Annotated in this window: 22 protein-coding genes and 1 riboswitch; of the genes, 8 read left to right on the forward strand and 14 right to left on the reverse strand. The window is 68.5% G+C overall.

The features are described 5' to 3' along the window. Positions 1 to 9: 9 nt before the first annotated feature. Positions 10 to 1,236, forward strand: coding sequence for an MFS transporter (locus FQ377_RS02105; RefSeq protein ID WP_148599581.1), 1,227 nt, complete (start codon positions 10 to 12; stop codon positions 1,234 to 1,236). A 17-nt stretch (positions 1,237 to 1,253) separates the two neighbouring features. Here the strand turns inward: FQ377_RS02105 and FQ377_RS02110 are convergent, their stop codons facing one another. The 3 genes from FQ377_RS02110 to FQ377_RS02120 form a co-directional block, all read right to left on the reverse strand. Continuing rightward, entirely contained in the window at positions 1,254 to 1,805 is a 552-nt protein-coding gene (locus FQ377_RS02110; RefSeq protein ID WP_148599582.1) for a hypothetical protein, read from the reverse strand. A 67-nt stretch (positions 1,806 to 1,872) separates the two neighbouring features. Further along, the gene (locus FQ377_RS02115) at positions 1,873 to 2,622 is read right to left on the reverse strand and encodes a ZIP family metal transporter (RefSeq protein WP_148599583.1); all 750 of its coding nucleotides are present in this window, start codon (positions 2,620 to 2,622) and stop codon (positions 1,873 to 1,875) included. A 59-nt stretch (positions 2,623 to 2,681) separates the two neighbouring features. Further along, positions 2,682 to 3,713 (reverse strand): NADPH:quinone reductase, encoded by a 1,032-nt coding sequence (locus tag FQ377_RS02120; RefSeq protein WP_148599584.1) that lies wholly within the window; start codon positions 3,711 to 3,713, stop codon positions 2,682 to 2,684. A gap of 196 nt (positions 3,714 to 3,909) precedes the next feature. Here FQ377_RS02120 and FQ377_RS02125 point away from each other — a divergent pair, with 196 nt between their 5' ends. Both FQ377_RS02125 and FQ377_RS02130 read left to right on the forward strand, forming a co-directional pair. Beyond that, a complete protein-coding gene (locus FQ377_RS02125) occupies positions 3,910 to 5,025 on the forward strand; it encodes a DUF695 domain-containing protein (protein WP_187393225.1) in 1,116 nt (371 codons plus the stop codon). Beyond that, the gene (locus FQ377_RS02130) at positions 5,022 to 5,582 is read left to right on the forward strand and encodes a hypothetical protein (protein ID WP_148599586.1); all 561 of its coding nucleotides are present in this window, start codon (positions 5,022 to 5,024) and stop codon (positions 5,580 to 5,582) included. Before FQ377_RS02125 ends, FQ377_RS02130 begins: the two co-directional genes overlap by 4 nt. 52 nt (positions 5,583 to 5,634) lie before the next feature. Here the strand turns inward: FQ377_RS02130 and FQ377_RS02135 are convergent, their stop codons facing one another. The 3 genes from FQ377_RS02135 to FQ377_RS14790 are packed head-to-tail and all read right to left on the reverse strand — an operon-like array spanning position 5,635 to position 7,652. Further along, positions 5,635 to 6,318 carry an SDR family NAD(P)-dependent oxidoreductase gene (locus FQ377_RS02135; RefSeq protein ID WP_148599587.1) on the reverse strand — a complete coding sequence of 228 codons (684 nt, stop codon included), beginning with the start codon at positions 6,316 to 6,318 and terminating at the stop codon, positions 5,635 to 5,637. Positions 6,319 to 6,339: 21 nt separating this feature from the next. Further along, positions 6,340 to 7,038 (reverse strand): PspA/IM30 family protein, encoded by a 699-nt coding sequence (locus tag FQ377_RS02140; RefSeq protein WP_187393226.1) that lies wholly within the window; start codon positions 7,036 to 7,038, stop codon positions 6,340 to 6,342. Between the two features lie 47 nt (positions 7,039 to 7,085). Next, positions 7,086 to 7,652: a hypothetical protein gene (locus tag FQ377_RS14790; RefSeq protein ID WP_187393227.1), complete on the reverse strand. Its 567-nt coding sequence runs from the start codon at positions 7,650 to 7,652 to the stop codon at positions 7,086 to 7,088. 257 nt (positions 7,653 to 7,909) lie between these two features. Here FQ377_RS14790 and FQ377_RS02145 point away from each other — a divergent pair, with 257 nt between their 5' ends. Beyond that, positions 7,910 to 9,652, forward strand: a complete 1,743-nt coding sequence (locus FQ377_RS02145) for a glycoside hydrolase family 13 protein (RefSeq protein WP_148599589.1) — start codon at positions 7,910 to 7,912, stop codon at positions 9,650 to 9,652. A gap of 3 nt (positions 9,653 to 9,655) precedes the next feature. Further along, positions 9,656 to 10,669 carry a LacI family DNA-binding transcriptional regulator gene (locus tag FQ377_RS02150; protein WP_148599590.1) on the forward strand — a complete coding sequence of 338 codons (1,014 nt, stop codon included), beginning with the start codon at positions 9,656 to 9,658 and terminating at the stop codon, positions 10,667 to 10,669. A gap of 60 nt (positions 10,670 to 10,729) precedes the next feature. Here the strand turns inward: FQ377_RS02150 and FQ377_RS02155 are convergent, their stop codons facing one another. Together FQ377_RS02155 and FQ377_RS02160 are read right to left on the reverse strand one after the other, a co-directional pair. Further along, complete coding sequence (locus FQ377_RS02155) at positions 10,730 to 11,545, reverse strand: GAF domain-containing protein (RefSeq protein WP_187393228.1); 816 nt, start codon at positions 11,543 to 11,545, stop codon at positions 10,730 to 10,732. A 180-nt stretch (positions 11,546 to 11,725) separates the two neighbouring features. Next, positions 11,726 to 12,511 carry a GAF and ANTAR domain-containing protein gene (locus tag FQ377_RS02160; protein ID WP_262364213.1) on the reverse strand — a complete coding sequence of 262 codons (786 nt, stop codon included), beginning with the start codon at positions 12,509 to 12,511 and terminating at the stop codon, positions 11,726 to 11,728. A 249-nt stretch (positions 12,512 to 12,760) separates the two neighbouring features. On the opposite strand from FQ377_RS02160, the gene FQ377_RS02165 reads away from it, so the two are divergent. Beyond that, entirely contained in the window at positions 12,761 to 13,570 is an 810-nt protein-coding gene (locus FQ377_RS02165) for a GAF and ANTAR domain-containing protein (protein ID WP_148599592.1), read from the forward strand. Positions 13,571 to 13,618: 48 nt separating this feature from the next. Here the strand turns inward: FQ377_RS02165 and FQ377_RS02170 are convergent, their stop codons facing one another. The 4 genes from FQ377_RS02170 to dnaK all read right to left on the reverse strand — a co-directional run bounded on the left by FQ377_RS02170 (position 13,619) and on the right by dnaK (position 17,879). Continuing rightward, positions 13,619 to 14,041 (reverse strand): heat shock protein transcriptional repressor HspR, encoded by a 423-nt coding sequence (locus FQ377_RS02170; protein ID WP_262364214.1) that lies wholly within the window; start codon positions 14,039 to 14,041, stop codon positions 13,619 to 13,621. Between the two features lie 66 nt (positions 14,042 to 14,107). Further along, the gene (locus FQ377_RS02175) at positions 14,108 to 15,118 is read right to left on the reverse strand and encodes a DnaJ C-terminal domain-containing protein (RefSeq protein WP_148599593.1); all 1,011 of its coding nucleotides are present in this window, start codon (positions 15,116 to 15,118) and stop codon (positions 14,108 to 14,110) included. Between the two features lie 224 nt (positions 15,119 to 15,342). After that, positions 15,343 to 16,005, reverse strand: a complete 663-nt coding sequence (locus tag FQ377_RS02180; protein ID WP_148599594.1) for a nucleotide exchange factor GrpE — start codon at positions 16,003 to 16,005, stop codon at positions 15,343 to 15,345. A gap of 2 nt (positions 16,006 to 16,007) precedes the next feature. Continuing rightward, a complete protein-coding gene (gene dnaK / locus FQ377_RS02185) occupies positions 16,008 to 17,879 on the reverse strand; it encodes a molecular chaperone DnaK (RefSeq protein ID WP_148599595.1) in 1,872 nt (623 codons plus the stop codon). Between the two features lie 243 nt (positions 17,880 to 18,122). Then, positions 18,123 to 18,197, forward strand: a riboswitch (cyclic di-GMP riboswitch). A gap of 116 nt (positions 18,198 to 18,313) precedes the next feature. On the opposite strand from dnaK, the gene FQ377_RS02190 reads away from it, so the two are divergent. Next, positions 18,314 to 19,108, forward strand: a complete 795-nt coding sequence (locus FQ377_RS02190; RefSeq protein WP_148599596.1) for a response regulator transcription factor — start codon at positions 18,314 to 18,316, stop codon at positions 19,106 to 19,108. On the opposite strand, the gene FQ377_RS02195 is transcribed toward FQ377_RS02190, so the two are convergent. After that, positions 19,105 to 19,560: an Hpt domain-containing protein gene (locus FQ377_RS02195; protein ID WP_148599597.1), complete on the reverse strand. Its 456-nt coding sequence runs from the start codon at positions 19,558 to 19,560 to the stop codon at positions 19,105 to 19,107. The genes FQ377_RS02190 and FQ377_RS02195 overlap by 4 nt on opposite strands. 162 nt (positions 19,561 to 19,722) lie before the next feature. Between FQ377_RS02195 and FQ377_RS02200 the strand changes: the two genes are divergently transcribed. Continuing rightward, the gene (locus FQ377_RS02200; protein WP_148599598.1) at positions 19,723 to 20,055 is read left to right on the forward strand and encodes a tetratricopeptide repeat protein; all 333 of its coding nucleotides are present in this window, start codon (positions 19,723 to 19,725) and stop codon (positions 20,053 to 20,055) included. Here the strand turns inward: FQ377_RS02200 and FQ377_RS02205 are convergent. Beyond that, the gene (locus FQ377_RS02205; RefSeq protein ID WP_187393229.1) at positions 20,002 to 20,280 is read right to left on the reverse strand and encodes a hypothetical protein; all 279 of its coding nucleotides are present in this window, start codon (positions 20,278 to 20,280) and stop codon (positions 20,002 to 20,004) included. The two genes, FQ377_RS02200 and FQ377_RS02205, sit on opposite strands and share 54 nt — an antisense overlap. Positions 20,281 to 20,293 lie beyond the last annotated feature (13 nt).

A 20,293-nucleotide genomic window follows, 5' to 3' on the forward strand; every position in this document is an offset into this window, starting at 1 on the left:
AGCCGGTCGATGACCGCGGTGCCGTGGCAGGGCCACGCGAGGGATTCCGCTCCCTACCGCCGCCTCCTGCTCGCCCTGCTCTTCGCCGGCCTGGCGACGTTCGCGCAGCTGTACTCGCTGCAGGGTGTTCTCACCGGCGTCGCCTCGGAGTTCGCGGTCTCCCCGGCGGACGCGGCTCTGGCTGTTTCCGCCGCGACCCTCGGGCTCGCCCTCGCGGTGATCCCGTGGTCGGCCGTCGCCGACCGCGCCGGGCGCCGGCGCACCATGAGTTGGGCCATCGGCGCCGCTGTCGTCCTCGGTCTGCTCGCCGCGGTGGCACCCACCTTCGAGTTGCTGATCCTGCTGCGCTTCCTCGAGGGCGTAGCGCTCGGCGGGGTTCCCGCGACCGCCCTGGTGTATCTGCACGAGGAGGTGCAGCGGCTGCACGCGGCCGTCGCTGCGGGGACCTACATCGCCGGGACCACGCTCGGTGGTCTCACCGGGCGCCTCGTGGCCGGGCCACTCGGGGACCTGTTCGGCTGGCGGACCGGAGTGCTGGCCGTCAGCGTCCTGGCCGGTGGTGCCGCCGTCGCCTTCTTCCTCCTCGCGCCCCGCTCCCGCGGCTTCACCCCGAGCATGCGGGGCAGCGGACCGTCACTGGTGCACCGGGTTGCAGTCAATCTGCGATCGCTGCGCCTGGTGGCCCTCTACGGGCAGGGATTCCTGCTCATGGGGGGATTCGTGGCCGTCTACAACTATCTCGGCTTCCATCTCGAGGCACCGCCGTTCCTCCTGCCGGCCTCCCTCGTGAGCCTCTTGTTCCTCGCGTATCTCTCCGGGACCGTCACCTCACGCCTCGCAGGCAGCCTCAGCGTACGGGTGGGACGCCTGCCGGTCCTGCTCGCCGCGATCCCGGTGATCCTCCTCGGTCTCGCGGTGACGCTCGCCGACTCGATCCCCCTCATCGTCGTCGGCCTGCTGGTCTTCACCGGCGGCTTCTTCGCCGCACACTCCGTCGCCTCGGGCTGGACGCCGGCACTCGCGACCACGGGGCGGGCGCAGGCGTCGGGGCTGTACAACTTCGCGTACTACGCCGGATCCAGTGTTCTCGGGTGGCTCGGTGGCCTGTTCTTCGCACGGTTCGACTGGCCGGGCGTCGCCGGGTTCGCCGGCGCCCTCGCACTGCTGTCAGGGCTCCTCGCCGTCGCGGCCCTCCGCCGGGCTCCGGGAAGCCGACCCGTGCAGGGCACCGCCTAGCTCATGACACGGAACACCTAGCCGCTCCGTCGTCCGGACCCGGCATGATCCCGGGCATACGCAGCCGCCACCTCCTCCGGCGTCCCGTCGGTGTGCAGGAAATCGTGGTCGAGCTTCGCGGCCAGCTGGTCCAGGGCAGCCAAGAGCACCCGGGCGCCGGCGCGCAGCTGCGGATTCTCACTCGCTGCTGCGCTGTCCCGGAGCGTCAGGGCGTAGGGCAGTTGGCACGCCAGCGCCAGCTCGGGATCGTCCTCCCGGAAGTAGTACGTCTCCGTGTGCTGCGTGAAGCCGATCCTCAGCTGACCCACGTCGTCCGCGACGGACTCCAGCGTGCGACCGGCCGCAGCGGGATCGAGCTGCGGGAGGTCGGCCGCGTAGCCGGCTGCCGCCATCGCTCCCGGCCCCACCGGCCCCAGTCGGTGGCCCGTGGCGTAGGAGATCCGCCACAGCGAGTACATCAGGCCGTGACTCAGCGCTCCCTTGCCGCTGGGATGGATCAGGCTGTGATAGATGTCCCGCAGCCCCAGGATCACGAGGACGAGCCCCACGAGGGTCAGGAGGGCATCCATGGGCCCATCTCCTCTGCGGGCGTGGGGATCGGCGCCCGTGACCGGGTCACCGCAATGGGGGCTGACCTCATGCGGAGTGCACCGTGAAAGCGGCGAGGAACCCCAGTGTGGCGATGAGGCCCGAGTACAGGGAGTCGGATTCGAAGGCCTCCGGGATCATGGTGTCGGTGATCATCGCCAGGATAGCCCCTGCCGCGAGGGCGTTGACGAATGCGAGGGTCTCGGGGGCCGCGCCATCGAGCAGCAGGTAGCCGGCCAGGGCAGCAAGTCCCGAGGCGAGGGCGATGGCGCCCCAGATCCCGAACACATATCCGGCGCCCCTCCCGGCCCGCTTCCACCCGGCGCTACTGGAGAGGCCCTCGGGAACATTGGAGATGAAGACGGCCGCGAACATGGGGACGCTCACGCCGCTGCCGGCCAGGAAACCCAGTCCCAGGACCATGGACTCGGGGACGCCGTCCAGCAGGGCCCCGATGGCGATGGCGCCCCCGCTGCCCGACTGGTCCTGCTCCGAGGACTGCTGGGTGCCGGACCGCTTGCGGTGACGTGCTCCGTACCGGGCCAGGACCAGGTTCGACCCCACGTAGACCACCGCGCCCGTGAGGAACCCGAGCGCTGTGGGGACCAGGCCGCCCTGGTCGGAGGCTTCCGCGACCAGCTCGAAGGTCAGCGCCGAGATCAGCACACCCGACCCGAAGGCCATCACCGCCGCCACGACGCGGGCCGGTACCTGGACGAACCACGCGATGGCGCTGCCGACCAGCAGCGCCGCGCCCGCGGCGAGCCCGGCACCGCCGGCAAGTACCCACTCAGGCACGGAGCCTCCCGGGAAAAGTCACCATATGCACCATCATTAGACGCCCCGGGAACCTGCCGTCAACCCGCCGACACGTCGATCAGCACTTTGCCCGTGATCCCCTCTTCCACCGCGGCATGTGCCGCAGCCGTATCAGCCAGGACGAAGCGGTGTAGCGGTAGGCCGGCGGTCTCTCCCACGGGAAGGGCGCCGTCGACGATGGCCGCGTTGATGTCCTCGGCCGCGGCGTGCACGTCGGGCATGCCGACCGTGTAGAGCAGTACGAACTGGTAGCGGACGTTGAGGCTGAAATGCTTGCGCACGTCCAGGCTCACCTGATCGCCGCCGTTGTTGGCGTAGACAGCGATGGAGCCGCGGTTGCGGATCACTGCCAGATCGAGATCGGCGTTCTGCGCGGGCGCCACTTCCACGATCTGGTCGACACCCTGGGGAGCGATCCGGCGGATCTCCGCGGCCGGATCGCCCGCCCGATAATCGATGACATGGTCAGCTCCGGCGGCTGTGGCCAGCGCGGCCTTCGCAGGTCCGCTCACCGTCGTGATCACGACGGCCCCGGCCCACTTCGCAAGTTGGATCGCTGCATGACCGACAGCACCAGCACCGCCGGCGACGAGGACCACGGTGTCGGCCAGCGCCCCCGGGTGCAGTCGACGCGGGCCGTCCTCGGCGATGGTGAGAGCCCGATGCGCCGTGACGGCTGGAACGCCCAGGCTCGCGCCGAGATCGAACCCGGCACTCTCCGGAAGCGAAAAGACCTGCTCTGCCGGCAGCACGGTGAATTCCTGCGCCGTACCGCCGTCGGCGCGTTGGTACGCAGCCAGGACCACCCAGACCCGGTCACCGATGTGAAGACCCTCGACGCCGGGGCCGACAGCGTCCACCACTCCGGCACCGTCCTGGTTCGGGACAACCTCCGGAAATGGCAGGGCCTCACCCGGTGCGGTGCCGCGGCGCGACTTCCAGTCGGTCGGGTTCACGGCGGAGACCACGATCCTCACGCGCACTTCCCCGGGCCCCGGGTCGCGGGCCCCGCGGTCAGCAAGCTCGAGAACAGAGGAATCACCGGTCGCGCGGTACACGATTGCTTTCATACTCAGACCCAACCCTGCCCCGGACCGAAAATTCCCGGCGTGGGCTCGGGGCTGAGGCCGGCAGTGGAACGCCCAGGTGGCACGAGCCCCCGCGAGCCTGGACGATGGCCGGTGCGCGCAGGAGGCGCCCAGGGCGTTGTCGACGATGGCACCCTTCCACGCCTGCTGGGTGTCGAGGTCCAGGAGGAGCGTGCCGATGGATCCGCAGGCCCCGGGTCCCTACGGTGTAGATTCTCTGGGGTCGGAGCATCCGGGCCACCAGCAGAAGATCGCGGGGATCATGGGACGTGTCAGGCGCCGGTGGGTCCGGCCACGCGGAACCGGCAGGGATCCCGTGGGCGCCTTCTGGCGGTGGTGGACGGACGACGGCGAGGAGCTGCTCACCGCCGCGACCCGCGCGGGCGACCTCGACGCCTACGCGAAGGTGATGACCAGGCGTGTCACCGCAATGGCGCGGGGACTGGAGTGGGAGACCCGTCCGGGCGCGGACGCCGAACACACGCTCTACGTCTCCGGCGGGTCGGACGCCTCGCTGCGCGCGGTCGCCGAGCGCTGGTTCCGCGCGTCACCGCCACCGGGCAGGCGCTGGGACTTCGCGCCCGCCCGCAGTGCGAAGCCGGAGATGCTGGAGGCCACCATCACCTACCGTGGCAGGACCTTCGACCTCACCCGCACCCGGGTGCACGCGGCCGTCCGGCGGGCGGGTGACGGCTTCATCGTCTCCGTCTTCAACCCGGGCTTCACCGGGAGGTGGGACGACGAGTACGGCCTGTGCGTCCTGTTGCTCGAATGGTTGCTCGGCGAGGACGACGTGCACCGCTGGGTGCGGCGCACGGACTGCATAGTGCACGACGTCGTGGACAGCATCCCGGCGCTCGAGCTGCCGGCCAGGGTCGCGGAGTTCGCGGCCGGTCAGCGACCATCGGACTGGCTACTCCTGGAGGGCACGTTCGGCAACGGTCGCCCCGTCCGGGTGCGGGTGCGGCGGCCGCTGCGCTGGATCGAGAATCCCCGCTCCGATCTCCACACCGCGCTGACAGTGCCGTTCGACGCCGATGACCGGGGGCTCCCTTGCGCCACTGCAGAGAACACACTGCGGAGGCTCGAGGATGCCCTCGTCGAGGAACTGGGGGCGCGCGGCATGCTCGTCGCTGCGGAGACGTCGGGCGGAGTGCGCACGCTCCATGTCTACTCCGATTCCGAGGACCCGAAAGCCCGGGCTGTCCTGCACGGCGCAGCCCGGCGGACCCGCGGCGCGAGGGTCCGGCACACGCTCGATCCGATCTGGAAGAAAGTGCAGGATTTCGCATGAGTCAACGCGCCCCCACGTTCATCGGCCATCTCATCGGCGCCTCGTTCGGCACGGTGTTCGTCCTCGTCAATGCCTCCGGACTACCGACGGGCGTCGCGATCCTGCTGCGGATCCTGGCCGTCGTCGCCTTCACCGTGGTGCTCCTCGGCTTCCTCCGCACTTCCCGCGAGCTGCGGTCGGCCGCGCAGCCGGCGCCCGTGGGTTTCACCCGGTTCTACTGGATGGTGGTTGCACTCGAGGCGATCGCCCTGTTCGGTGGCCTCGCCCTCCTGCGCCCGATCGAACCGGCCGCAGCACTGGGTTGGATCGCCCTCGTCGTGGGAGTGCACTTCCTTCCGCTCGCCCGGCTGTGGCCGGAGGGTCGCACGCAATTGCTGTGGATCGCCGGCATCATGACCGCTCTGGGCGTACTCGGCCTGGCACTCGCGTTCTCCGTGCACGACGCCGTCCTGGTGTCCGTGGTGTCCGGCGTCGGCTCAGGCGTGGTGCTGCTGGCGTGGTCCCTCGTGCAGGCGTTCCGGACACTGACCGGACGACCTACGCGGCCAGGGATGTGATCCCGACGGATCCGGAGTGCGATTCCGCCGGCCCGAGAGGGATGCCCGCTGCTCAGAACGCCGACGACGGCAGGTCCCGTTCGCCGTCGCGGATCGCGGTGACGATGCGCTCGGCCACCGCCTCGGGATCCTTGCCCTGCGGCAGTTTCGGGGCCTGTCCCGCGATCGGACGGGAGGCCAGGCCGGTCTCGGTGTGCGGCGGCCTGGCATCGAGAACCGTCACGCCCTGTCTCCGCAGCTCCAGGGTCAACGCCTTCCCATAGGCACTGAGCCCGGCCTTGGTCGCCGAGTAGGCCGCCATGCCGGCGGTGGGCGACTCGGCGACGACGGCGCTGATCTGGGCCACGAACGAGCCTTTAGGGAGCATGGGTGCAACCTCCCGCATGAGTCGCATGTACCCGAGCAGATTGACGAGCAGGAGCTCGTCGAGGGTGTCGTCGTCGACCTCGACGGCCGGACCGAAGGCCACCACACCGGCAGCGAAGACCACTCCGTCCACACGGTTGCCCTCGACGGCTGCGACGATCTCCTGCGGACCGGTGGGCTTGCCGAGGTCCGCCGTGGCCTGCCCGACGACGGCGCCGCCGAGCTCATCGGCGAGCGTCGCGAGTTTCTCCGTGGAACGGCCGGACAGCGTCAGCCGTGCGCCCTGCGCCGCGAGCCTGCGGCACACCGCGGAGCCCAGGACCCCCGTGGCACCGACGACGAGGACGTGGGAATCCTTGAGCTCAGTCATGGGCCGAGTCTAGCAATCCGCCTACGGCGCGGGAGGGTGGTTTCGGGAGCTCCTCCGCTTGAGCTCGTCGAGTTCCTGCTGGGCTGCCGCGTCCGCCTCGAGCTCCTCGAAGGCCTGCTGCAACCGCCTGGACGACGGATCGGTCCAGGACAGCTCCTCGCGGGCCTGCACCTGGGCCTCGAAGCGACGCACCTCGAGTTCGGCAGTACGGCGCGCGGCCTCGATCGCTGCGGCCTCCCGGGACGAGGACGCGAGGGCATCGTGGACGCCGAGCGCTGCCCGGGCCGCTGCGCGCCGCGCGAGCATGGCGTCGTAGTCCATCGCGTTCTGCTCGACACGCTGTTCGAGTCGACGCACATCCTCATGGAGCCGCCGGGCTTGCTGTTCGGCCTCACCGAGTTGCGCCGTCAGCGTCTCGAGGCGGCGGCGAGCGGTCATCGACTCACGGATCGCGCCCCGTGCGGCGTCGTCGTCCCCGCGCTGCACGGCGGCTGCCACCGCCAGTTCGACGCGGTTGAGATAGGCGGCCGCCTCATTCGCGGCGAGGCCCACGCGGTGGTGATGCGCGGCGACGTCGGCCGCTCCACGGCGCGCCTGCTCGAGCAGGGAACGCTGCGCCTGCTGCGCGTTCTGCGCCTGGGTCCGCGGATCCTGCCCGGACTCCGCACTCGTGGCACGGTTGGCCCGCACGATGCGCGTGATGCGGCGTCTGATCGTCACTGCCTGTCTCCCGGGGTGGTGGATGATGGACGGCTGGCGGGGACCTGTCACCCTTCCTGACGGTTCCCGTAGGAGTCCCGCCAGGTGGCCATGGCCGAGATCTCGGTGCGCAAGCGACCGGTGGCCTGCTCGAGCTGCCACGTGTCGATGGACCGGGAGGTCTGCAGGAGGCATCGGCGCAGGTCGGCGGAGAGCTCATCGAGCGCGCGGGCCTGTGCACCGAGATCGCTGGTCCACTCCTGCTTGAGTGCTCGATTCGGCTCACGGTCCGCTGTGCGGAGCAGACTCTCCAGGGAGGCGGCCGCACGGTCGATCTCCGCAGCAGCCCGCGGCAGGTCCCCGATCGGTCGTCCCTGCGCCGCAGCCTCGGCCAGCGCCCCGTGGGTGGCACGCGAGGACCTCTGCAACTCGACGATGAGTCGGGCCGGCTCCCTGGTCAGGCGATCGGGGGCGTAGGCGCGGGCGGCGAGCATGCCCCGGTCCCTGGTGCGCTCGATGATCCGCGTGCGCCTGATCCTCCGGACCACGAGCCAACCGGCCACCCCCGTACCCGCCCCGAGGGCAGCGACCACCCCGGCGCCGATGGCCAGGGCCTCGACGAAGAGCTCAAACACGGGGTAACTCGGAGTGGAGATCCATGCCCCAAGTGTGCCCGGGTCACCCGGCAAATTCCAGCGCTCGGGCCAGCCCGGACCCACCGGCCCGGCAGCGTCGGCGCAGCGCTCTTGCAGCACGAGTGTAAACGCTTGCACATCTGCACCGGAACAGGGCGGCAACACAGACGAAATATTGCCAGGAATACCGCAAGAAAGCAGAAATCCTCGATGCAAGCGTTTCCACAACATCGTCCTCCGTTATTACGCTGGAGCGCATGTCCGAGATCATCCCCGTCCTGCACGAACGGCACGCAGCCGCATCAGCTGCCTTCCACGAGCCCCTCCACCCCGCGTCCGCGGACGACCAGTGGTGGCGTTCGTCCGTCATCTACCAGGTGTATCCGCGCTCGTTCCGCGACTCGAACGGCGACGGCGTCGGGGATCTTCCCGGGATCACCTCCGAACTGCAGCGACTGGCGGAGCTCAGCATCGACGCCGTCTGGCTCTCCCCCTTCTACACCTCGCCCCAGCGCGACGGCGGCTACGACGTCGCCGACTACTGCGACGTGGACCCCCTCTTCGGCACCCTCGCCGACTTCGATGTGCTCGTGGCACGCGCGGACCAGCTCGGGATCCGCGTCATCGTCGATCTCGTCCCGAACCACTGCTCCAGCGACCACGCGCTCTTCCGGGCCGCCCTGGCGGCTCCGGCGGGTTCTGCAGCACGGGCGATGTTCATCTTCCGCGACGGCCGGGGCACCGACGGCAATGAGCCTCCCAACAACTGGCAGTCGCACTTCGGCGGACCGGCCTGGACGAGGATCGCAAACTCGGACGGCACGCCCGGCCAGTGGTACCTGCACCTGTTCGACTCCTCCCAGCCGGACTTCGACTGGGACAACCCCGCGGTCCACGCCGAGTTCGAGCGGATCCTCCGCTTCTGGCTCGATCGCGGTGTCGGCGGCTTCCGGGTGGATGTGGCCCACGCGCTCATCAAGGCCCAGGGCCTGCCCGACTGGGGCGGACGCGCGGACGGCGGGTCCATGGAGGGCTTCCCCGGCTCGGCGGCGCCCATGTTCGGCCAGGACGGGATCCACGCGATCTACCGCAGGTGGCGGAGCATCCTCGCGGAGTACGACGGCGAGCGCATCCTCTGCGCGGAGGCCTCGATCGATCCCCTGCCGCGACTCGCGGACTGGGTCCGTGCCGACGAGATGCACCAGGCGTTCAACTTCGCCTATCTGCACAACCCCTGGGACGCGCACGGCCTGCGCAGCGTGGTCTCGTCCTCACTCGCGGCGTTCGACACTGTGGGCGCCCCCACCACGTGGGTGCTGAGCAACCATGACGTCGTCCGGCACACGAGCCGCTTCGGCCTCACCTACGGCGCTCCCCGCGGCGGGGACGGCATCGGGGCCGCGGACCCTCAGCCGGACACGGCGATCGGACTGGCGCGCGCCCGCGCGGCGTCCCTGGCCATGTTCGCCCTCCCGGGCGGCATCTACGTCTACCAGGGCGAGGAACTCGGTCTCCCCGATCACACCGCGATGCCCCACGACGCCCGGCAGGACCCGACCTTCGCACGCACGGGCGGCGACCGCCTCGGCCGTGACGGGTGCCGCGTGCCCCTGCCCTGGCGCGCCCAGGCGCCTGCGGCCGGCTTCGTCGATGCCGCGGGCACGCCCTGGCTGCCCCAGCCGGAGGGGTGGGCCGGCTACGCACGGGATCTCCAGGCGGAAGACTCGGACTCCACGCTCTCGCTCTACCGCGCGGCTCTGCGGCTCCGACGGGACCTGCGCCTGGGCGCCGGATCCCTCAGCTGGTCCCGCGAGTTCGAGCAGACCGACGTCGTCGCCTTCAGGAACGAGGACGTGATCGTGCTCCTGAACATGGGCGAGTTCGCCGCCCCCGTGCCGGAGGGGGCCGTCGTCGCCGCGAGCATGCCCGACGCCGTCGTCGACGGGCTGCTCGCCCCGAATGCGTGCGTCTGGCTCCTGACCGGGGCGGGCCGGGAGTAGGGGATGGTCGGCATCAGGGACGTCGCCCACCGGGCGGGCGTCTCCACGGCCACGGTGTCCCGCGCCCTCAGCGGCAACGGCCGCGTCTCGGTCGGCACCCGTACCCGGGTGCTGGAGGCCGCGAGCGAGCTCGGCTTCGTGGCGAGTTCCACGGCGTCGTCCCTCGCCTCCGGACGGCACCGCAACATCGGCGTGGTGGTGCCCTCGGTGGCCCGCTGGTACTACTCCCAGATCGTGGACAGTGTGGCCGCCGCGCTGCTCCAGGCGGGGTACGACCTCACGCTCTACAACCTGAACGACGACGCCGCGCTCCGTGAGAGCGTCCTGTCCGAGTTCCTCCTGCGCCAGCGCTGCGACGGCGTCATCCCGGTCTCGCTCGAACTGGGCAGGGACGAGCTGGACCAGCTCCTGTCGGTGGGGAAGCCCGTGGTGGGGATCGGGGGCCCCCTGCCGGGCGCCGAGACCTACAGCGTGGACGACCACGAGATCGCCGCTCTCGCGACGGAGCACCTCATCCGACTCGGCCATCGCCGCATTGCCCACATCGGCGGCTTCGAGCTCGCGGAGAAGGACTTCCGGATCGCCGGGACGCGTCGGCACGGCTACGAAGCGGCGCTGGCGGGGGCCGGCCTGGAAGCGCGGAGGTCCTGGCAGGTTGCCGCGGACTTCACGATCCAGTCCGGCATGGCCGAGGCGCGGCAACTCCTGGGCCACCCGCACGACAGGCCGACGGCGGTCTTCTGCACCTCGGACGAGATGGCCATCGGCGCCCTCCTCGCGGCTCGCGAGCTCGGTCTGCGCGTGCCCGACGACGTCTCGATCATCGGGATCGACGGACACGAGCTGGGCGAGGCGCTTGGGCTGACCACGGTTGCGCAGTTCCCCCAGGAGCAGGGCCGGCGGGCCGTCGAGCGCCTCCTGCAGGTCCTCCAGGATCCGTCGACGCTGCGGTCGGTCAACCACCCGGCGCGGACGGCGCTCGTGGTGCGCGCCAGCACCGCGGCGCCGACTGTCTGAGCCACGGCCCGTCGCCAGAGAACAGACCGACGAAGCTCCGGCGTTTTGAAGGCCTTCCTGTCAGGCGCCCCCGGGGATCTCCAGCCGGCCGTTGATCTCGGCTTCGACCTCGCGGGCAAGGGACCGGAGCTTCTTCCCATCCCGGGACGAGTAGGCCCGCGGCTCCTGGTCCATCACGCAGAGCGTACCCACCGTCCATCCCCCGGGCCCGCGCACGGGATAGCCGGCGTAGAAACGGATGTAGGGGGCGCCCACCACCAGGGGGCTGGTACGGAAACGGACATCCTCACGTGCATCGCGGATGATCAGCGGCCCGGCACTGCGGATCGTCGCGTTACAGAACGAGGTTGCCCGCGGCATGTCCTGCTGGAGTGGCCCGAGGACGGACTTGAGGAACTGGCGGCGATCGTCGATCAGCGCGATCGTGGCCGTACTGCACCGGAAGAAGTCCTTCGCCTCCCGCGTGATGCGATCGAAGCGTTCCTCACCGGCGGTGTCCAGCAACTCCGTCCGCGCCACCGAGTCGAGGCGTTCCACCTCCTGTTCCTCCTCGGTGAACAGGAAGGCCCCGGCTACGCCCAGGCCCCGTCGCGAGTCGGTGGGTGATTCCTGCGGTTGGTCGGGGCGGTCGGGCGGACACGGCGGGATCAGTACAGCGGTGTCAGCCGTCGACTCCGCCAGGAGATGATTGGCAGCTTCGCCCAGCAGCTCGCACTCCGTCCTCGACAGCTGCAGCACTCCCCCGACGAAGGCTTCGAGCTCGAACTGGGACACCCGCCCACCGATCGAGTAGTAGCCTATCCACACCTCGTCGATCGTCACGCCCGACGCGGACAGGGCATCCCGGATACGCCTGGCATGCCCCTGCTGGTCCATTCGAAAGCCTCCGTGCGGGCGCCGACGAATCATTCCGACGAAACCTGGTCGATGTCCCGGGAACACGCATTCCCGCCTATTGCTCAGCAAGCTTACTACCGGGACGTGCCGCCGGAGTGGTCCATTACGCCTGACAGGACGCGCGGCTTCTGGTAAAGGTTTCTGCCGGCTCCGGGGGGATCAGCCCTGCACGATCTCCCCGGTCTCCACGAGGTGCTCGGCGATGGACCGTAACTTTCGGTTCGCCCGCGAGCTGGCGCGGTCCAGGATCACGAACGCCTGCTCACCCGTGATCTTGTACCGCTCGATCAGGATCCCCTTGGCCTGCCCGATCAGGTCCCTGGTGGCCAGTGCCTCGCCGAGCTGCTCCACCTTGAGCGCTTCGGCGAACGCCACGGCCGCATGCGCGGCCACCAGCAGTCCCACCTGCCGGGATTCTTCGGTGAAGGCGTTCCGCCGGGTCGAGTAGAGATTGAGTGCGCCCAGGTTGTCCCCCTCGACGTACAGCTGGAAGCAGAGCATGCTTCCGACCCCTGCCTCCGCCGCACGGTGGGCGAAGTCCGGCCACCGGGTCTCGCAGCTCATGTCCGGCACGTGCACAGTCTCGTGCTCGTACATCGCGTCCAGGCACGGGCCCTGCCCTGCCTCGTTCTGGAGGGTGTCCACACGCGCGGCCAGCGGGCCGGTCGGGGCTCGCGAGCCGATGCGCCGCCGCGCGTGGACCACACTGATGGATCCCTGGTCGACGCCCGGGATGAGCTCGACGGCGGCCGCGACCATGGTGGCCAGGATCCGGTCCGAGGAGTCCTCGTGCTGCAGGGACCGCGCGAGCTCACCCAGTCGCTTCGCCAGCGCATCCCGATCGCCTGCCCGCACGTCGCATCCTCGATCCGCGTCCACGACCGCTGCTGCGCTCTCCGTGGACACGGTGCCGGTCCCGTACCGCTGGTCACGATGTTCTCCCATGGCATACCCCCGTCCTCTGCAGCCCAGTATCCCGTCCGAGGCGCGTGCTGACCAGACAGGCCCGGCCAGACCTGTCGGGAGGATCCGGATCAGCCCGCATCCGGGACGGAGGCGAGCCGGTTCCCCGGGAGCGCGCGGCCTGTACAGTGGGGCCATCGTTCAGTAGCGGGCGGTGCAGGTGTACTCCACTGCGCCGTTCGGGACACAGCCCGCGGGTGGAACACACCATCAACCGTGAGGACCTCCCTGATGAATAATCCTCTGACCAGCGCAAGCCCACCCCGACCGGCCCCGGATCTTGCAGCCACGCTGCAGACACTGGTACTCGACAGCACGGCCGTACGCGACTTCATGGATCGGCTCGCCCATCTGATAGCCCAGCGTCTCACCACCGTCGACAGGACCGTTCTGTGCGGTATCACGCTGATCCGGCCCCGCTCTGCCGTGACGGTTGCGAGCAGCAGTGAACGGGCACAGGTCATGGATGAAATCCAGTACTCGTTCGGGGACGGACCCTGTCTGGACGCTGCACGCCATCGGACCACCAATCATGTGCCGGATGTGCTCGACGAAGGTCAGCGGTGGCCCGAGTACCGGGCGGAAATTGCCCACCACGGACTCCGCTCCATTTTGGCGGTGCCGATTGCTCTGCCTGCCGCGGACACCGACAACGAGGTCGAGGCTGACCGCAGCGCCCACGCCGACAAAGCCACCGGCTGCGCGATCAACCTGTACGCCGACAATCCCCACGCGTTCTCGGCAGCCGATATCGACGAGGCGCTGGATATTGCCCGCACCGTGACGACGACGTTGGCGATCGCGGTCCGGTTAGCGGGTACCAGCGACAGGGCGGAGCAGCTCGAAGCTGCGATGACCTCCCGGACGGTCATCGATCTGGCAGCCGGCATCATCATGGCGCAGAACCGGTGCAGTCAGGACAGCGCCATGACCATCCTCAAGGCCGCCAGCAGCGCCCGTAATCTCAAGGTCCGGGACCTGGCGGCGACGGTCATCGCCTCGGTGTCGGCCGAACCCGCCCTTACGCACTTCGACGGCTGAGGCCAACGCACCACAGCGCTCGGTGCAGGACAACCGGTACCCCGAGGTCTAGTGCGAGGACCTGCCGGGGCGCCACACCACGAGCGCCTGGCTGCGGGGACGGGGTCGTTGTCCGCGCGCCAAGGTGACGACGTCCCCGGCCAGCCCGGCCGCGAAGACACGGCTCGAGTTGGCGGAGCCGGGCCGTGCCGCAAGCTCGGCAGCCAGTTCGAGGATGCGCGACTGCAGAGCCGACACCTGGTTCTCGAGGTCGAGGATGCGCCGGATGCCCTCCAGGGACACACCCGCCTGGGACAGGCGCTGGATCTCGCGCAGGGTACTGACGTCCTTCTGCGAGTAGCGCCGTGCACGGCCGGCTGCGCGACTCGGGGTCACCAAGCCCAGGCGATCGTACTGACGTAGGGTCTGCGGGTGCATGTCGGCGAGCTCTGCGGCCGCGGAGATCACGTAGACGGGCACTGTGGGATCCACTGCTGATCTCCTTCCGTCACCGGCATGACCGGCGTACTCGACTCTGGGATTACGGATCGGTCATCGTCACAGACCGGCCTTCGCGGCGAGGCCTGCGCGGGGATCGGCATCCTTCGTGGCGTCGCGGAACGCCTCGACCGCCGACTGGGCCTCCTTCGACAGATTCTGCGGGACCACAACCTCCACCGTCACCAGCAGGTCACCGCTGGCCTTCGAGGTCTTCACGCCCCGGCCCTTCAGCCGTAACGTTCGGCCCGACGGCGTTCCGGCGGGGATCCGCATCTTCACCATCTCGCCGGTGAGGGTGGGTACCTCGATCTGGGCTCCGAGCACCGATTCGTCGAAGCTCACCGGCACCTGGACGCGGATGTTGTCACCTTCGCGTTTGAAGAGTGGGTGCTCCTTCACGTTGACCGTGACCATCAGATCACCCGGCCCGGCCTGGCCCGGCTGCCCCTTGCCCTTGACGCGGACCTTCTGACCGTCGCGGATGCCGGCCGGCACGCGCACATCGACCTGTTCGCCCGACGGTTCACGCAGTCCGATCGTGGTCCCCTTGATGGAACCCGCGAAGGAGATGGAGGTGCTCGCTGTGCGATCGGCGCCTTTCTGGGGCCGGGAAGTCTGGAAACCCCCCGGGAATCCCCTGCCGCCCATTCCCCCCATGCCGGAGGACCCGCCGCCGAAGAGATCGGCGAACTCCGGGGGCAGGTTTCCGTTCGAGAACCCGGTGCGCTGACGCGACCCGGCTCCCTGGTTGAACAGATTGCCGAAGACATCCTCGAAGCCTGCGCTCCCGCCTGCTCCGCCGCCTGCACCACCGGCGGAGAAGCGGGCACCGCCGCCCATGGCACGGATGGCGTCGTACTGCTGGCGCTCCTCAGCGTCGGAGAGGACCGAATAGGCCTCGGAGATGTCCTTGAACATCTTTTCGGACCCGGTGTCGCCCTGGTTCTGGTCCGGGTGGTGCTTCCGGGCGAGCTTGCGGTACGCCTTCTTGATATCGGCGTCACTCGCGTCCTTGGAGACACCGAGGATCTTGTAGAAATCCTTATCGACCCAATCCTGACTGGCCAACTGGTGTCTCCTTCCTAAGTACTTCGAATTCTGAGCGAGATGAGCGGTGGGTGCGCCGGGCCGGTTACCGTGGAAGGCAGTTAGCGCCTGCCCCGGGATGCCGAAGTGAGGAGTATGCCGGGCCGGTTCCCGAGGAAGGCGGCTTTAATATTCCAAGGGCCGCCAGGGCCCGCCGGAATTTCGTTGCCGCCGATCGGGTACCGGCCCGGCATACAAGGTGCCGCTTATTCCGGCACGGCCACGATCACCTGTGCGGCACGCAGGACACGCTGGTCCTTGCGATACCCCACGCGGAGGATCTGGCTGACGCTGTCCGACTGGACGTCCGCGCTGGGCTGCTGGATGAGCGCCTCATGGATGTTCGGGTCGAAGGCTACGCCGACCTCGTCGATACGGGCTAGCCCGTACGTGGCCAGGATGCCCTCCAGCTTCCCGGCAATCGCCGCGAACGGCCCTTCCACCAGGTCCCCGTGCTGGCGACCGGCGTCGATGTCGTCGAGGACGGGCATCAGCGAGTTGAGTACGCCGATCACCGCCTGCTCGCGAGCCACATCCCGATCACGTTCCACCCGACGGCGGTAGTTCACGTACTCCGCCTGCAGGCGGAGTAGATCATCGCGCAGTTCGCCGACGACGTCGACCGCGGCGCTCGCCTCGCCGTCGGCGCCGGCCTCGTTCAGGATGGCCTCCGCCTGGGCGAGGGCATCCTGGTCCGAGCCCGACTCCGCAGGCGTTGCCTGCCCACCGGTCCCGGAACTCTCCGAGACCGGTGTTTCGGCGTCGCTCTGCTGCCCACGGACGTTGCCCGTTTCAGGGTCGATCTTCCGATTGTCGCGAAAACTCACCGGCTCCGACTCGTGCTCTTCTTCGTTTCCGTGGTGCGGCATGGCTACTTCTTCTCGCTGGTGTCTTCGTCGACCACTTCGGCGTCGACGATGTCCTCGTCACTGCCCTCACCGGTCGGCTGATCGTCCGACGGCGTACCGCCGGGCTGCTCCGCATCCTGCTGGGCGGAGGCGTAGATCGCTTCGCCGAGCTTCGACTGGGAGGCCTGCAGCTTCTCGAACGCCGCCTTCACCTCGTCGTCGTTGTCCTGCGACTCGAGCGCCTTCTTGAGGTCGTCGACGTCGGTCTGAACCTCTGTCCTGACGTCCTCGGGCAGCTTGTCCGCATTGTCGGCAATCAGCTTGTCCACGGAGTAGGCGAGCTGCTCGGCGCCGTTGCGGGTGTCAGCGGCCTCGCGGCGCGTCTTGTCCTCGGCGGCGTGCTCCTCCGCCTCGCGCACCATGCGGTCGATGTCCTCCTTGGAGAGCGAGGAACCGCCGGTGATGGTCATCGACTGCTCGGTGCCGGTGCCCTTGTCCTTGGCCGAGACGTGGACGATGCCGTTGGCGTCGATGTCGAAGGTGACCTCGACCTGCGGGACACCACGGGGAGCCGGAGCGATGCCGGTCAGCTCGAACGTGCCCAGCGGCTTGTTGTCACGGGTGAACTCACGCTCGCCCTGGAAGACCTGGATGGCGACCGACGGCTGGTTGTCGTCGGCGGTCGTGAAGGTCTCGCTGCGCTTGGTGGGGATGGCCGTGTTGCGCTCGATGAGCTTGGTCATCATGCCACCCTTGGTCTCGATACCCAGGGACAGCGGGGTGACGTCGATCAAGAGGACGTCCTTGCGCTCGCCCTTGAGGACACCGGCCTGGAGTGCGGCACCGACGGCCACGACCTCGTCAGGGTTGACGCCCTTGTTCGGCTCCTTGCCCCCTGCGAGCTCCTTCACGAGCTCGCTGACAGCGGGCATACGCGTGGAGCCACCGACGAGCACGATGTGGTCGATCTCGGAGACCTTGATACCGGCCTCGGCGATGACATCGTTGAACGGCTTCTTGGTGCGGTCCAGCAGGTCCTTGGTGAGGTCCTGGAACTTGGCACGCGAAAGGTGCTCGTCGAGGTGGACGGGCCCGTCCGCCGTGACGGAGAGGTACTGCAGAGAGATGTTGGTGGAGGTGGCCGAGGAGAGCTCCTTCTTGGCCTGCTCCGCGGCTTCCTTCAGACGCTGGAGGGCGATCTTGTCCTTGGACAGGTCAGCGCCCTTGGCCTTGGCCTGCGAGAGCAGGTAGTCCACAACGCGCTGATCCCAGTCGTCGCCGCCGAGGCGGTTGTCACCGGAGGTGGAGCGCACCTGGATGGTGGAGAAGGCGTCCTCGTCCTTGCCCACTTCGAGGAGCGACACATCGAATGTTCCGCCGCCGAGGTCGAAGACGAGAATGAGCTCGTCCTCCTTGCCCTTGTCGAGGCCGTAGGCCAGGGCAGCCGCGGTGGGCTCGTTGACGATACGCAGCACCTTCAGTCCGGCGATCTCGCCGGCCTCCTTGGTGGCCTGGCGCTCGGCGTCGTTGAAGTACGCCGGAACCGTGATGACCGCGTCGGTGACCTTCTCGCCGAGGTAGCTCTCCGCGTCGGTCTTCAGCTTCTGGAGGGTACGCGCGGAGATCTCCTGCGCGGTGTACTTCTTGTCATCGATGCCGACGCTCCAGTCGGTACCCATGTGGCGCTTGACCGAGGCGATGGTGCGGTCGATGTTGTTGACGGCCTGACGCTTGGCGATCTCGCCGACGAGGACCTCGCCGGACTTGGCGAACGCGACGATGGACGGCGTGGTGCGCGCGCCCTCGGCGTTCGCGATGACGGTGGGCTCGCCACCTTCGAGGACCGAGACGACCGAGTTGGTGGTTCCGAGGTCAATACCTACTGCACGTGACATGCAAGTTCCTTTCGACTGCCCGGGATTGCGAGGCGCTCATCCGCCGGGCGCGTAGATTGAGCGTTCTGCACTCAACTATAGTCGCGCGTGCCCGGCGGGACAAATCGAGTTGAGCCACCTCCGCTCAACCCTGTGAATGGCCCGATCGATTGCAACGATTTGGTCTCCCTGGCGATGCCAGCCGCCGAAAAAGGTATACCAAAGCTCCGAGCCGTTGCTAGGATCATCGGGCGAGCAGCAGCTCGCCGACAAAGGCAAACCCGATGCAAATCGGGGACGCAAAGCCACGGGACCCAAGAGGTCAGCCGGGCCGCCGAAGAGAACAGGTTCACGAAGCATGATTCGGACATCCCACGTCCCACTGGTTTCCGAACCGGCCGGCATCGTCTGGCCTCCTCCGGCTCCCCGCGCGGATCGCAGCGGAGCTACGGTCCATGAGTAGCGCCTCTCCCGGAGACGGCCGGACCGCCGTCGTCATCGAGGACGATCTCGAGATCCGCAACCTCGTCTGCGCCGTGCTGGAGCAGGGCGGCTTCCAGGTCAGCTCTGCAGCCAGCGGACGCGAAGGTGTCAAGGTGGTCCGGGAGAAGTTGCCCACAGTGGTGACCCTGGACATCGGGCTTCCCGACATCGATGGATACGAGGTGCTGCGGCGCCTGCGCTCCGACTCCGACTGCTACGTGGTGGTGCTGAGTGGACGCGCGGACGAGATGGACATCCTCACCGCCCTGCAGGCCGGCGCCGACGACTACGTCCTCAAACCCTTCCGCCCACGTGAGTTGCGGGCCCGCATCGACGCGATGCTCCGCAGACCGCGGAGGCAATCGGCCCTACCTCCACCTCCTTCACCGCCCCGGGCCACCCAGGCGGACCTGACGCCTGACGCCGCGTCCCTGCTGCGCGTAGGCAGCCTCGTGATCGACGGCGACGCCCGCACGGCCACGTGTTCCGGCGTCGAACTGCAGCTCACCAAGACGGAATTCAATCTGCTGCACGACCTGGCCCGGAGCAACGGCGCGGTCCGGACCAAGAACGAACTGGTCCGGGTGGCCCGCGGACGCGACTATCGCGGTTACAACTTCGTGAGCCGCACCGATGAGCGGGCCATCGAGGTGCACATCGCCAATCTCCGCCAGAAGCTCGCCCGCGGACACGACGAGTCCACTCTGATCGCCACGGTGCGCGGGGTGGGCTTCCGGATGATGGAGCAGAGCGACGAGTCCTGCTAGGGGGTATTGGACCGCCCGGGGTAGTTGGCGAGCAGCTCCCTGGTGGTGATCGCGGCGCTGACATGGAGGTCGGCGAGGGCGCGTCGGGCAACCTCCAGGGTGTCACCGGTAATGAGGTACTGCACGCCGAGTGCCACCTCGGTCAGCTGCAGGGCGCCCACCATCATGGAGGACGTGGTCACGCTGTGCAGAGCATCTGCTGCCCCCGCCACGTCACCCGAGTCGAGAAGGCGATCCACGCGATGGATCTTCCCGTCGAGTGAGTCGCAGAAATCGTGGGCGAACTGGGCAACCACCGTCCTGTCCGTGAAATCGTCCTCCATGGCGCGCAGCACGCCGGGGTCGACGACGGCCGGTCCGGCGGTGGCGGGACCGTGCACGACGTCGTCGTGATCCGTTGCTGCTGCCGCGTCCTCATGGGGTTCGGACGGCGGAGTCGATTGGCTGGGCACCTCATTAGGGTAGCGATACCGGCTGAGAGCATTTCGGTGTCCGCATGTTCCTGCGCAAAGCTTGCGTAACGATATGGACACGCGGTATCTCGGGCGTTTCCGGCGTTGTAGGGCAACAGACGAACCGGCTCAGGACCGCACAGGAATGGGAGATATTCACCTATGAGCGCAACACCCCATATCGAGCTTGACCGCATCCTGGCGGCCCGCGAGCGGGACAACATGGCCCCGACGATTGCCGCCCTGCTACGCCTCCACCAGGAGCACCCCGAGGATCCGCGAGTCCTCTACGAAGTGGGCGGGGCCTACGACACCGCCGGAGAGGAGGCGACGGCAGCCGGTTTCTATGAGCGAGCCATGGCAGCGGGGCTCGACGGCGCTGTACGGCAACGCGGAGTATCTGAGATCGCTCGCCGCCTCGGGGCCCTGACGAAGCAGGAGTCAGTCGGTAAGTGCACGCCGCATCGCAACACGGGGCCACGTATCGAGCCCTAGCTCTGCTTCATGCTCACGGATCCGGCGCAGTCCAGCGGGCAGCTGATCCGGCACATCGGCATCCACCCACGCCCGTCCGTCGCGCTGATAGGTGAGCATGGCTTCAACTGTCGCAGGTTCGTCGTCGGCGACGGCCGCCATCCCGAGCTCGCGGAAAGCGGCACCAGCGGCGCGCTCGACGTCCGACAGGGCCGCGAGATCCTCGAGCCGCGCGAGCCGCATCACGGTGATCTTTGCA

It is taken from the genome of Arthrobacter echini, assembly GCF_008107445.1.
Taxonomy (GTDB): Bacteria; Actinomycetota; Actinomycetes; order Actinomycetales; family Micrococcaceae; genus Arthrobacter_D; species Arthrobacter_D echini_A.